The 12,506-nt window shown below is 68.2% G+C and carries 13 protein-coding genes; 4 read left to right on the forward strand and 9 right to left on the reverse strand.

The window, feature by feature from the left end:
- Window positions 1-102: 102 nt before the first annotated feature.
- The 6 genes from ccsB to CUR96_RS16755 all read right to left on the reverse strand — a co-directional run bounded on the left by ccsB (window position 103) and on the right by CUR96_RS16755 (window position 5,523).
- Complete coding sequence (ccsB, locus tag CUR96_RS16730) at window positions 103-1,068, reverse strand: c-type cytochrome biogenesis protein CcsB (protein WP_102194454.1); 966 nt, start codon at window positions 1,066-1,068, stop codon at window positions 103-105.
- A 4-nt stretch (window positions 1,069-1,072) separates the two neighbouring features.
- On the reverse strand, window positions 1,073-2,818 hold the full coding sequence (resB, locus tag CUR96_RS16735) for a cytochrome c biogenesis protein ResB (protein WP_102194455.1): 1,746 nt from the start codon (window positions 2,816-2,818) through the stop codon (window positions 1,073-1,075).
- 19 nt (window positions 2,819-2,837) lie between these two features.
- Window positions 2,838-3,593 (reverse strand): cytochrome c biogenesis CcdA family protein, encoded by a 756-nt coding sequence (locus tag CUR96_RS16740; RefSeq protein WP_180969085.1) that lies wholly within the window; start codon window positions 3,591-3,593, stop codon window positions 2,838-2,840.
- A gap of 16 nt (window positions 3,594-3,609) precedes the next feature.
- A complete protein-coding gene (locus CUR96_RS16745; RefSeq protein ID WP_102194456.1) occupies window positions 3,610-4,260 on the reverse strand; it encodes a TlpA family protein disulfide reductase in 651 nt (216 codons plus the stop codon).
- A gap of 68 nt (window positions 4,261-4,328) precedes the next feature.
- The gene (locus CUR96_RS16750; protein ID WP_180969086.1) at window positions 4,329-5,063 is read right to left on the reverse strand and encodes a MerR family transcriptional regulator; all 735 of its coding nucleotides are present in this window, start codon (window positions 5,061-5,063) and stop codon (window positions 4,329-4,331) included.
- Between the two features lie 85 nt (window positions 5,064-5,148).
- Entirely contained in the window at window positions 5,149-5,523 is a 375-nt protein-coding gene (locus tag CUR96_RS16755; RefSeq protein WP_348639587.1) for a MerR family transcriptional regulator, read from the reverse strand.
- Window positions 5,524-5,626: 103 nt separating this feature from the next.
- On the opposite strand from CUR96_RS16755, the gene CUR96_RS16760 reads away from it, so the two are divergent.
- A complete protein-coding gene (locus CUR96_RS16760; protein WP_102194459.1) occupies window positions 5,627-6,535 on the forward strand; it encodes an NAD(P)/FAD-dependent oxidoreductase in 909 nt (302 codons plus the stop codon).
- Between the two features lie 120 nt (window positions 6,536-6,655).
- On the opposite strand, the gene CUR96_RS16765 is transcribed toward CUR96_RS16760, so the two are convergent.
- A complete protein-coding gene (locus tag CUR96_RS16765) occupies window positions 6,656-7,285 on the reverse strand; it encodes a histidine phosphatase family protein (RefSeq protein ID WP_102194460.1) in 630 nt (209 codons plus the stop codon).
- Complete coding sequence (locus tag CUR96_RS16770) at window positions 7,285-7,650, reverse strand: DUF5684 domain-containing protein (RefSeq protein ID WP_102194461.1); 366 nt, start codon at window positions 7,648-7,650, stop codon at window positions 7,285-7,287. The genes CUR96_RS16765 and CUR96_RS16770 overlap by 1 nt, the downstream gene beginning before the upstream one ends.
- Before the next feature lie 133 nt (window positions 7,651-7,783).
- Here CUR96_RS16770 and aspS point away from each other — a divergent pair, with 133 nt between their 5' ends.
- Window positions 7,784-9,565: an aspartate--tRNA ligase gene (gene aspS / locus CUR96_RS16775; protein ID WP_102194462.1), complete on the forward strand. Its 1,782-nt coding sequence runs from the start codon at window positions 7,784-7,786 to the stop codon at window positions 9,563-9,565.
- Between the two features lie 162 nt (window positions 9,566-9,727).
- Here the strand turns inward: aspS and CUR96_RS16780 are convergent, their stop codons facing one another.
- On the reverse strand, window positions 9,728-10,552 hold the full coding sequence (locus CUR96_RS16780) for a sulfite exporter TauE/SafE family protein (protein ID WP_102194491.1): 825 nt from the start codon (window positions 10,550-10,552) through the stop codon (window positions 9,728-9,730).
- A gap of 25 nt (window positions 10,553-10,577) precedes the next feature.
- Here CUR96_RS16780 and CUR96_RS16785 point away from each other — a divergent pair, with 25 nt between their 5' ends.
- Complete coding sequence (locus CUR96_RS16785; RefSeq protein WP_102194463.1) at window positions 10,578-11,093, forward strand: GNAT family N-acetyltransferase; 516 nt, start codon at window positions 10,578-10,580, stop codon at window positions 11,091-11,093.
- A gap of 128 nt (window positions 11,094-11,221) precedes the next feature.
- The gene (locus tag CUR96_RS16790) at window positions 11,222-12,370 is read left to right on the forward strand and encodes an ABC transporter substrate-binding protein (protein ID WP_102194464.1); all 1,149 of its coding nucleotides are present in this window, start codon (window positions 11,222-11,224) and stop codon (window positions 12,368-12,370) included.
- Window positions 12,371-12,506 lie beyond the last annotated feature (136 nt).

Consider the following 12,506-nt stretch of genomic DNA (forward strand, 5'->3'; position numbering starts at 1 on the left):
GCCCGATGCAGCCATCCGCCGCACCGCGTCGAGCACGCCGAGGTCATTCCGCTGGGCTGAGGTCGGCATCCGCTCGACGACGTCCCGACCGACAGTGCCGACTCAGCTGAGGCCGGAGTACGCGTGCAGGCCCTTGAAGAAGACGTTCACGATCGTGAAGTTGAAGATCACGGCGGAGAATCCGACGATCGCGAGCCAGGCCGAGCGGCTTCCGCGCCAGCCGCGGGTCGCCCGCGCGTGGATGTAGCCGGCGTAGATGACCCAGATCACGAACGTCCAGGTCTCCTTGACGTCGAAGCCCCAGTAGCGGCCCCATGCGTCCTGCGCCCAGATCGCGCCCGCGATCAGAGTGAAGGTCCACAGGATGAACCCCACGATGGTGAAGCGGTACGCGAGGCTCTCCAGGCGGTCGGAGCCCGGGAGGGTGCGCAGGAAGCCGGGACCGGTCTTGGCGGCGTTCTCGGCGACCAGGCGCTCGCGTCGGGCCTGCATGAGCTGGATCACGGAGAGCGAGAAGGCCAACGCGAAGAAGGCCGTGCCGAGGGACGCCACGAAGACGTGGATGATCAGCCAGATGCTCTTGAGCGGGTCCATCAGCGGCACGACGGCCACGTAGAAGCTCGTCGCGGCGCCACCGAGCAGCACCAGCACCAGGCCGATGATGAACGTGCCGAGGAAGCGCAGATCGATCCGCGTCAGCACGGCGAGGAAGACGGCGACGACGAGCAGCGTGCCGATCATCGCGAACTCGTACAGGTTCGCCCACGGCACGCGCCCCGCGGCGATGCCGCGGGTGACCGTCGCCGCCAGATGGAAGAGGAAGCCGAGGACGGTGAGCGAGGTGCCGATCCGCGCCATCATGAAGCTCTGCGCGGGCACAGGGGCGGGGACATCGGCGGCATAGGCATTGCCGCGCGCGCCCACGCCCACGAGCTCCGCTTCGCTCTTCGCATCGGCGGTCACCTGCGAACGCCGCGCCAGATCGAAGGCGTAGGCCACGAAGGCCGCCGCGTAGATCGCGATCGCGGTCCACAGCAGGATCGGCGAGAGCACGTTGAGCTCGAGCATGGTGTCAGTCTACTTTCGGTGTTTCGGTTGCCGGCGGCTCGGTCCGGTCAGGGTCTGTTGCCTCGACGGCAGGCTCGGCAGCCACGGACGTCGATCCGCCCGCCGCATCCATCAGACGTCCATGACCGGCCACGAGGTCGTCGACGGCAGCGGCGAGAGTCGGGTCCTCCCCGCGGGCGAGACCCGCGTACTCCAGCGACACGACGCCGTCTCCGCCTGACGCCTTCACCCAGACCCGGCGACGCGGAACGAACAGCGCGAGCATCAGCCCGCCGAGGGCGAGCAGCGCGAAGACGAGCACCCACACGGCAGAGGCGTCGTGGTGGATCTGCAGCGAGGCGAAGCGCTTGACCGACTGCGACGCATCGGTTGCGCCCTCCGGCGACTCGTCCTCGAAGGTCACGGTGCCGAGGCCGTTCGGCAGGTCGCCGGTCTCGCCGGGGCTGAGTTCGATGGATTCCACATCGGTCGTGCGTCCTGCGAGCTTCGTCATCCCGGTCGTGTCGAGCACGTACACCGACTTCGGGATGCCGTCGTTGATGCCGAGGTCGCCGGAGTACACGTCGAGTGTGAGCAGCGGGTTGATCAGGTCGCCGTAGCCGGAGGCGATGGCGCCCTTCTGACCGGACGCGGCCGTGGGATAGAAGAAGCCGATCAGCCCGAGCTGCTCCGGCATGCCGTCGGTGACCTTGACGACGCCGAGAGAGGTCATGTTGTTGTCCTGCGGGAGGAACGGCACGCTGTTGCGGTAGACGATGTCGCCATCGGCGTTGCGCACCGTGATCGTCGGCGCGTAGCCGTTGCCGAGCAGGTAGATCTGATCGCCGGCGACTCCGAGCGGGTGGTTCACGCGCACCGCTCCATCGGTCTTCGATCCGGCCGCGTCCTGCACGGTGACGTTCGCGGAGAAGTCGCCTGCCTGGCCGGAGCCCGGCTCGCCGAACGGCTGGTATGTGACGTCGAACGAGTCGAGTTGCATCGCGTACGGGGTGAGCGCGTCGTCGGAGACGAAGCGGCCGCGGTTCATGGAGTCGTAGTCGACGAGGGTGTTGGCGAAGGTCTCGCCCTCGACGAGCACCCGCTGCCCGGTGTACGCGAACCCGCCGCCGATCCCGACGGTGATCAGCACGCCGACGAGCGCGAGGTGGAACAGCAGGTTGCCGGTCTCGCGCCAGTACCCGCGCTCGGCCGACACCGAGAAGGAGCGGCCCCCGTCGTAGCGTTCGACCCGGTAGCCGAGGGCCTTCAACTGCTTCGTCGCGATGTCGATGGATGCGGATGCCGCGGCATCCGCATCCGGTGCGTCGCGCTGCACCGAACGGAAGTCCTCGAGGCGCTGGAGGCGGGCCGGCGTGCGCGGCGGACGAGCCCGGAGCGCCTTCGCGTGGTGCTTGATGCGCGGGATGACGCAGCCGACGAGCGAGGTGAACAGGAGCAGGTAGATCGCCGAGAACCACGGCGACAGGTACACGTCGAACAGCTTCAGGGCGTCGAGCACCGGGAACAGGTCGGGGTTGTTGCGCTCCCACTGCGTGACGCCGTTGGGGTCGGCCATCCGCTGAGGGAAGATCGACCCGGGGATCGCGGCGATGGCGAGCACCAGCAGCAGCACGAGTGCCGTGCGCATCGAGGTGAGCTGACGCCAGCCCCAGCGCAGCCATCCGACCAGACCGAGGCGCGGCTGCGTGATCGAGTCGTCGCCGTCGACGTGGTCGGAGGGGCGGAGCGGATCGCTGGCGTCGCTGTTCACGGCATCCTGACGCTTCGATTCAGAGCGGGAGGTTGACACTGCTGATCACCGCCGTCAATCGCGACATGATGTCGGTCCAGAGCCCGGTCACCATCAGGACGCCGAGCACGATGAGCAGGATGCCGCCGATGATGTTCACCACGCGGATGTGGCGGCGCAGGAATCCGACCGCCCTGGTCGCCCAGCCGAAACCGAGAGCGACGAGCAGGAAGGGGATGCCGAGGCCGAGCGAGTACGCGATGCCGAGGAACGACGCACGCCAGGGGTCGCCGACGTTCCAGGAGAGCGACACGATCGTGGTGAGCGTCGGTCCCATGCACGGCGCCCAGCCGATGCCGAGGGCGATGCCGAGGAGCGGCGCGCCGATGATGCCGGCCTTGGAGTCGACGTGGAAGCGGAACTCCCGCTGCGCGAAGCCGAACAGGCCGAGGAAGACAAGGCCCATCAGGATGATGACGCCGCCCAGCACACGGGTGATCAGCTCGCCCCACTGCGCGAAGAAGAGCCCGGTGGCTCCGCCCAGCACGGTCCACGCGACGAAGACCACCGTGAAGCCGAAGATGAACAGCAGCACGCCGAACACGAGCCGTCCGCGCTCCGTCGTCGCAGTATCCGTCGACGACGACCGCGGCGCGACCGCGCCGCCGATGAAGCCGAGGTAGCCGGGAACGAGAGGCAGCACGCAGGGAGAGAGGAAGGAGACGAGCCCCGCGAGCATCGCGATCGGGATCGCGGCCCACAATGCACCGGATCCGATGATGGCGTCGGTGTTCACGACGCTCCCACCGCGGTCACGACGTCTCCGCGAGTGCGTCCTTGACGAGCGTGGAGAGGATCGAGGTGCCGTCGATCGGGCCGATGATGCGGGCGGCGACGCGGCCCTGCTTGTCGAGCACGAGTGTGGTCGGCGTCGCCTGGATCGGGACGGCCTGCGCGAAGGCGAACTTGGCCTCGGCGGTGTCGACGTCGATCAGGCTCGGGTAGGTGATCGCGTACTCGTCGGCGAAGGCCTTGGCCGTGTCGGCCTGATCGCGGGTGTTGATGCCGACGAAGGAGACGCCGTCGCCTTCGTACTCCTGCCAGACCGATTCGAGGGCGGCGGCCTCGACGCGGCACGGCGCGCATCCCGCGTACCAGAAGTTCACCACGGTGACCTGGCCCTCGAGGTCGGCGCTGTCGAAGCTCTCGCCCGTCTCAGTGACGCCACCGAAGACGACGGGCTCGCCGCGCTCGGCCTCGGGGATCTCGACGATGGCGCCGTCGGCCGCGACGTACCCGGTGTTCTCACCGCTGAGGAAAGACTCGCTGACCGGGTCGGGAGCGCAGGCGCTCAGACCGATGGCGAGCACCGCGGCGAGCGCGGCTCCGATCGCACGACGGGAACGTCGATCACGGGAGCGGCGGCCGCTGCGATTCGGGTCGACCGTCGAGGCGAGTGGCACGATTCCCAGTTTACGTCCGGATTCCTATGGGCCAGCCGGGCGCAGGCGCCGACCAAACTGCTTCGCTCTCAGCCCTGGTACAGCCAGATCCAGTTGCCATCCGGATCGGTGACAGCACTCGAGCGCGGCATTCCTTGGTGATCGGTGCTCGCCACAGCTTCCCCGGCACCCGCCGACAACGCGCGCCGGTGGGCGGCATCCAGGTCCGCGACCGTGAGTCCGAAGGTCGTGCGGCCCGGCCGGTCGAAATCCTCCGGACCCGAGAACACGAGCAGGAAGAAGCCGGGCTGACCGTAGCTTCCGAACTGATAGCCGCCGAAATCGGCGTCATCGGTGTGACGGATGACGCTTTCGGCGAGGCCGAACGCATCGGCGTAGAACTTCCGCGCCAGCGCCGGGTCTTCGACTCCGACTTTGATCTGGACCGGAACGGTGGTGTTGACGACTGCATGCATGATGACTCCCTCTGCTACGTGTTCCTCGCTGTGAGCGATCTGTCGATCCAGGTGATCCCGCCGTCGAGTCAGGCGTGCTGCGTGCTCGGCGAGCAGATCACTGGACTTCTGGGAGTGCGGATCGGCGATGACCGTCCGCACGTGGTCCAACGGCAGATCGAGCCACCGAAGATCCCGGATGAGTACGGCCGTCGGGAGCTGCTCCCGCACGTATCGCCGATAGCCGTTGTGAACATCGATCTCGGCGGGAGGCAAGAGCCCGATGGCGTCGTAGTGACGCAATGCGTGCACACTGACACCCGCCAGCCGTGCGAACTGGCCCACAGTCAATCGATTCTCGTTGTCCACATCTCCAGCGTGCACCTTCGTGCGGCCCGAAGGTCAAGGCCCACTTCTCGCGCATGCAGCTCGGCCACCGGAGGATGGCGAGGCCTCAGAATCGCGCGAGGACGTCGGCGACCCCGGCTCGGAACCGCGGGCACGTTGCGATGTCGTGCGATCGGCACCGCATCGCATGCTCTGTCATCTCCCGCGAGCGCCGCATCTCTTCCATCCGCCGGTCGAGGTCATCGAGGTGCTCCTGCAGTACCTGATGCCGGCCGGCACTGCCGTCGTCGAGTAGCACGCCGATCTGCTCCAGGCTCATCCCCGCCGCCTTGCTGCGCTGGATCACCGCGATGCGGACGACGTCGTCCTCGCCGAATCGCCGGCGTCCCGCGGAGTCGCGTTCCGGCCGGAGCAGGCCGACGGACTCCCAGTGCCTGAGCACGTTGGTCGGCAGGTCGAACCGGGCTGCGACATCTCCCACAGACCATGGATGTTCGGCGTTTGACTTCATGTTGACATGAAGTCACAGACTGGCTCCGAACGCAACAACAGAACACAAGATCGACGACAGGAAGGACCCTCCCATGTACGACGCGATCGTGATCGGAGCCGGCCCCGCAGGGCTGCAGGCGGCTTTGACCCTGGGGCGGATGCACCGCTCCACTCTGCTGCTCGACTCGGGCGAGTACCGCAACGGCACCGTCCTGCACATGCACAATGTGATCGCGAACGACGGCACCGCCCCGGCCGAGTTCCGGGCGACGGCGCGGGCGCAGCTCGCGGCCTATGCCGACGTCGACGTCCGCGACATCGGCGTCGAGAGCATCGGCGGAACGGAAGACGACGGGTTCGAACTCACGCTCGACGACGGCTCGACGGTCGGCGCACGACGGGTCATCCTCGCCACCGGCGTCGCCGACGACCTCCCGGACGTTCCCGGACTGGACGCGCTGTGGGGACGGACGGCGTTCAGCTGCCCGTTCTGCGACGGGCACGAGCACGCCGGCAAGGCCATCGCCATCCTCGGGCCGGCGCCCCGCTCCGAGCACCTCATCGGGCTGCTGGGGCGATTCGTCGGCGAGATCACCGTCTTCCCGGTCGGCGAGGCGCACTCCGATGACGAGCAGCGGGCGCTCAATGCCCTCGGCGCCCGGGTCAGTGACGCACCCGTCGAGGCGGTCGCCTCCGTCGAAGGCGGCGTGCGGATCACCGCCGGCTCCGACGAGGTCACGGTCGCCGGAGTGTTCGTCGCCGCGGGCTCCGTTCGGCAGCGGGCTCCCTTCGCCGAACATCTCGGACTGCGGATGCTGCCCTCCGGCGCGATCGAGATCGACGACTTCGGTCGCACCTCGATGCCCGGTGTCTCCGCCGCGGGCGACCTCGCGCACCGCGCTGCCCTACCGGGGCTGATGGCGTCGGTCGTGATGGCCTCGGCCGCCGGTCAGCTGGCCGCCATCGGCGTCATCCAGTCGCTGATGGCGACCGAGCACTGACGTCACGTCCGGCCGCGAGACGCACTTTCCGGCATGAGACGTCACGTACGACGTGACGCCTCATGCCGGAAACGATGTCTCACGTGGAACATGTCGCCTCAACCAAGAAGCGCACGTCGCTCAGACAGCGCCGACGTCGACCGCGTTCTCAGTCGCGGCGGGCTCGGCGTACGCGACCTCTCGCCACACATCGCCCTTGCGTTCGAACGAGGTCACGCTCGACAGCGCGCAGCGCCGAGTACGAGGATCGTGGCGCAGCGGCAGACCGGCCACCCGGAGATGGGTGATCCAGATCGGAGCCTGGTGCGACACCATCACGACATCGCCGCCGCCTGCGGCGTCCCACGCCTCGTCCATGATGCCGAGCATCCGCTCCGCCACCGAGCTGTACGGTTCGCCCCAGCTCGGCAGCGACGGCCGGCGCAGGTGCCACCAGTTCAACGGGTTCAACAGCGAACGGCGCATCTGCGTGCCCTCGAAGACGTTCGTCGGCTCGATCACGCGGATGTCGATCTCCGGCACGAGCTCGAACCGCTCGGCGAACGGTTCGGCCGATTCCTGCGCACGCTCCAGAGGCGAGCTGTACAGCTCGGTGACCGGCCGGTCGAGGGCGGCGACATGATCCGCCGCCGCCCTCGCCATGCGCCGGCCGGACTCACTCAGGTGATAGTCCGGAAGCCGCCCGTAGAGCACACGGTGCGGATTGTGCACCTCGCCGTGACGGACGAGGTGCAGGCGCTCTGCCGTCATCAGACCTTGCGGTATTCGGCCGAGCCGAAGCCGATGATCAGGTGGCCGATGAAGGGGAACAGCCACAGCAGGAAGAAGGAGAAGACGCCGCTCTTGCCGAAGTTCTTGCCCTCCTTGAAGGCGACGACGATCGCGAAGACGATGTTGACGATCGGGATCAGGTACAGCAGCGCCGCCCAGCCCGACATACCGGCGATCTTCACCAGGACGACCCAGTTGACGATCGGGATCAGCGCGAGAATGCCGGGATAGCCCGCCTTCGCGAAGACCTTCCACAGCGTGATCGCGTAAAGGATGTAGCCGATGACGCCGAGCCACACGTTGCTCGTCGAGAACAGCTGTTCGTTGATCAGGTTCGAATCCATATTGCGCTCCTCCGTATCGCCGTCACCGGCGCAGTCGCCTCCCCCATGAAGGCATTCGGCGTGAGTCTAGCGATACGGCGCCCCCCGATAGGATGGGCAGGTTCGCCATTTCCCAGATCAGGAGGAAACTTCCGTGCTTCGCACCCACACGGCCGGCTCACTGAGAGCCGAGCACATCGGTCAGACCGTCACCCTTACGGGCTGGGTCGATCGTCGGCGTGATCACGGAGGAGTCGCCTTCATCGATCTGCGAGACGCGTCGGGCATCGCCCAGGTCGTCATCCGCGACGAGGAGATCGCCCACCCCCTGCGCAACGAGTTCGTGCTCAAGGTCACCGGCGAGGTGTCGCAGCGCCCGGCCGGCAACGCGAACCCGAACCTGCCGACCGGCGAGATCGAGGTCATCGCGGCGACCGTCGAGGTGCTGAACGAGTCCGCTCCGCTCCCGTTCCAGGTGTCGACGGCTCTCGCCGAGACCGAGACGGTCGGCGAAGAGGCGCGCCTCAAGTACCGCTACCTCGACCTGCGCCGGCCGGCGACGGCATCCGCTCTGCGCCTGCGCTCCAACGTCTACAAGGCGATCCGCGACGTGCTGCACGCCGAGGACTTCACCGAGGTCGAGACGCCGACTCTGACCCGTTCGACTCCGGAGGGCGCTCGCGACTTCGTCGTGCCCGCGCGCCTGCACCCTGGTAGCTGGTACGCCCTGCCGCAGTCGCCGCAGCTGTTCAAGCAGCTGCTCATGGTCGGCGGCGTGGAGAAGTACTTCCAGATCGCCCGCTGCTACCGCGACGAGGACTTCCGCGCCGACCGTCAGCCCGAGTTCACGCAGCTCGACATCGAGATGAGCTTCGTCGACCAGGAAGACGTCATCACGCTGATGGAGTCCCTCGTCCAGGCGATGTGGGCGACCATCGGCGTCGAGGTGGCGGTGCCGCTGCCGCGGATGACGTACGCCGATGCGATGGCGAAGTACGGCTCGGACAAGCCCGACCTGCGCTTCGGCCTCGAACTCGTCGAGGCGACGGAGTACTTCAAGGAAACGCCGTTCCGCGTCTTCCAGGCCGAGTACGTCGGCGCCGTCGTCATGCCCGGCGGCGCTTCGCAGCCCCGCAAGACGCTGGACGCCTGGCAGGACTGGGCGAAGCAGCGCGGCGCCCGCGGCCTCGCCTACGTTCTGTTCAACGAAGACGGCTCTCTCGGCGGCCCCGCCGCCAAGAACCTGTCCGAGGCCGAGCAGGCGGGCCTGGCATCGCTGGTCGGCGCCACCCCGGGCGACTGCGTGTTCTTCGCCGCCGGTTCGGCGAAGGACAGCCGTGCGCTCCTCGGTGCTGCTCGCGTCGAGATCGGCCGCCGCCTCGGCCTGCTGGACCCCGATGTCTTCGCGTTCACCTGGGTCGTCGACGCTCCGATGTTTGAGTCGGCGGCGGATGCCGTGGCATCCGGCGACGTCGCTGTCGGCGCCGGGGCCTGGACCGCCGTGCACCACGCCTTCACCGGCCCGAAGCCGGAGTTCGCCGACACGTTCGACACCGACCCCGGCTCGGCTCTCGCCTATGCGTACGACATCGTCTGCAACGGCTCCGAGCTCGGAGGCGGCTCGATCCGCATCCACCGCGAAGACGTGCAGAAGCGCGTGTTCGAGGTCATGGGCATCAGCGACGAGATCGCGCAGGAGCAGTTCGGATTCCTGCTCGACGCGTTCAAGTTCGGCGCCCCGCCGCACGGCGGCATCGCGCTCGGCATGGACCGCGTGCTGCAGCACCTGTCGAAGACCGACTCGATCCGCGACGTCATCGCCTTCCCGAAGTCCGGCAACGGGTACGACCCGCTCACCGCGGCACCTGCTCCGATCACCCCGGAGCAGCGCGCCGAGGCCGGCGTCGACTTCGAGCCGGAGGACGACGAGGCCTGAGCCTCGGTCGCCGAGACCCCGTGCCGCTGCGGCACGGGGTCTCTTCGCGTGCAGGGGTCTTTCGGGCACATCCGACGTGCGCCAGCCTCGGCCAAGTGCGCTTCCCTCGGCCGGTTTCGCGGATTCCGGCCGAGCGAAGCGCGCAGGGCCGCGCGAAACGCGTCAGAGCGCAGCGAGCGCAGGCGCGATGTTCTCGTTCCAGACGTCCACGCCGAGCTTGCCGATGAGCGCGACGACGACGATCAGAAACACGACGCGGATGAAAGCCGTGCCGCGGGAGAGCGCCATGCGCGAGCCCAGATAGCTTCCGGCGACGTTGGCAACTGCGAGGATGCCGCCGAGCAGCCACAGCACCGCCCCGTGCGGGATGAACAGGATCAGCGCACCCGCATTGGTGGCGAAGTTGACGATCTTGGCCTTGGCGCTCGCCTGCAGGAAGTCGTAGCCGAGCAGCCCGACCAGGGTGATCACGAGGAACGTGCCGGTGCCCGGTCCGATCATGCCGTCGTAGAAGCCGATGCCGAGTCCGGCCGCTCCGGCCATGATGTGGTGCTTGTGCCCGTGGAACCGCAACTGCGTCGCTGCCCCGAGCTGCGGCTTGAAGGCGGTGAAGATCGCCACCGCCAGCAGGGCGATCACGATGATCGGCTTGAACGCCGCAGACGGCAGCACCGTCGCCACCGCCGCACCGCCGAAGGATCCGGCGAGCGCGATCGCCGCCATCGGCAGAGCGGTGCGGATGTCGGGTTTCGCACGCCGGTAGTAGGTGACGCTGCTCGTGGCCGTTCCGAAGACCGACGCGAGCTTGTTCGTCGCGAGCGCCTGGAGCGGCGACATCCCGGGGACGAGCAGCAGCGCCGGCAGCTGCAGAAGTCCGCCGCCGCCGACCACGGCGTCGATCCATCCGGCGGCGAACGCCGCCACGATGACGAGGATCAGCGTCCCCCATGTGAGTTGCTCGAGCCCGAGCAGCTCACCGATGTCCATCAGATCAGGATGCCAGACTGGCACCATGCTCGACGCGCTCCCCCTTCCGCATCCCTTCGAGTCCCGGGCAGGACGCGCCACCCTGCGTCGCGCCGTGCCCGGAGATGCGGATGCGGTGATCCGGTTGCTCTCCGATGATCCGATCAGCGCCGCGCGGGGCGACCTGGCGTCCGAGGCGGACCGCCCGACCTACGCCGCAGCGCTGGTGGAAATCCTCGCCGACCCGTCGAACGACCTCCTCGTCGTCGAGCTCGACGGATCGGTCGTCGGCACTCTGCAGCTGACCTCGATCCCCGGCATGTCCCGTCGCGGCTCACGACGTCTGCTCGTCGAAGCCGTGCGGGTGCGCAGCGATCTGCGCTCGTCGGGAATCGGCTCAGCGGTGATGCGCTGGGTGTCCGACATCGCGGCACCGGCGACCGGCGCGGCGATCGTGCAGCTCACCTCGGACGCCACGCGAACCGACGCGCACCGCTTCTACGAGCGTCTCGGCTACGTCGGTTCCCACCGCGGCTTCAAGTACGCCGTGCCGCGCGGCTGACGCCGCATCCGTCCCGCCACGACCCGGACATCTGCCGTTCACCCGCGCCGCCTGACCGGGTAACCCCCGCCCCGTAGCGTGCTCTCGCACCCGGCTTCACCCGCAGCCGGACACCGAGAGGAACACCCATGGCACGTTTCCCCCGCCGCACGCGCGTCGTCGCCGGCATCGCTCTGGCCGCCACCGCGGCGCTCGCTCTGACGTCGTGCGCCGGCGCATCCGCCGCTCCGGCCGAAGGCGACAGCGCCGTCGATGCCGCGACAGCGACCACGGTCGCCGACTTCGGGACCTTCGCCGACCTCGAAGCCGCAGCCAAGGCCGAAGGCCAGCTGAACGTCATCGCCCTCCCCCGCGACTGGGCGAACTACGGCGAGATCCTCGACCTGTTCGCCGAGAAGTACCCGGAGATCACGATCAACGAAGCGTCTCCCGATGTGTCCAGCGCCGAGGAGATCCAGGCCGCCGAGACCAACGAGGGCCTCGACACCGCCCCTGACGTCTTCGACCTCGGCCTCGCGGTCGCGCTCCAGAACACCGATGTCTTCGCGCCCTACAAGGTGCAGACCTGGGACGACATCCCGGATGCCCTGAAGGAGTCGACGGGCCTCTTCGTCGGCGACTACGGCGGGTACATGTCGATCGGCTACGACTCCTCGAAGTTCGAGGCTCCCAAGACGCTCGACGACCTGCTCGGCGCGGACTACAAGGGCGCTGTCGCGATCAACGGCGACCCGACGCAGGCAGGCGCTGCATTCGCCGCGGTCGGCCTTGCGACGATCCAGTCCGACGGCACGCTCGACGACTTCCAGCCGGGTATCGACTTCTTCTCCGAGATGCAGAAGGCCGGCAACCTGCTCAAGGTCGACGTGACGACCGCGACCGTCGCCAGCGGCGAGACCCCGGTGGTCTTCGACTGGGACTACCTGAACGCCGCGCACGCCGCCGGTGACGACGGGAACAAGAACTGGAAGGTCGTCGTCCTCGAGGGCACGGGCTACGCGGGCTACTACAACCAGGCGATCAACAAGGATGCGCCGAACCCGGCCGCCGCGCGCCTGTGGCAGGAGTTCCTCTACAGCGACGACGTGCAGAACCTCTGGCTCAAGGGCGGCGCGCGTCCGGCCCGGATGGAGGCCATGACCGAGGCCGGAACGATCGACGCCGACCTCGCCGCCGCACTTCCCCAGGTTCCGGCCGAGACGGTCGTCCCCACCGAGGAGCAGAGCACCAACGCCGGCACGCTGCTCGGCGAGAAGTGGGCAGCGGCGGTCCAGTGACCGCCATCGCAGCAATGGGGGCGGATGTCACGGCATCCGCCCCCGCGACCGGCGCCGGGTCTTCGCAGAACGCGAAGGCCCGGCGCCGGGTGCCATCGTGGGCATGGCTGGGGCTCGTGCCCTTCGTGGCCTACGT

The sequence above is a fragment of the Microbacterium aurantiacum genome (assembly GCF_002872075.1).
Taxonomy (GTDB): Bacteria; Actinomycetota; Actinomycetes; order Actinomycetales; family Microbacteriaceae; genus Microbacterium; species Microbacterium aurantiacum_A.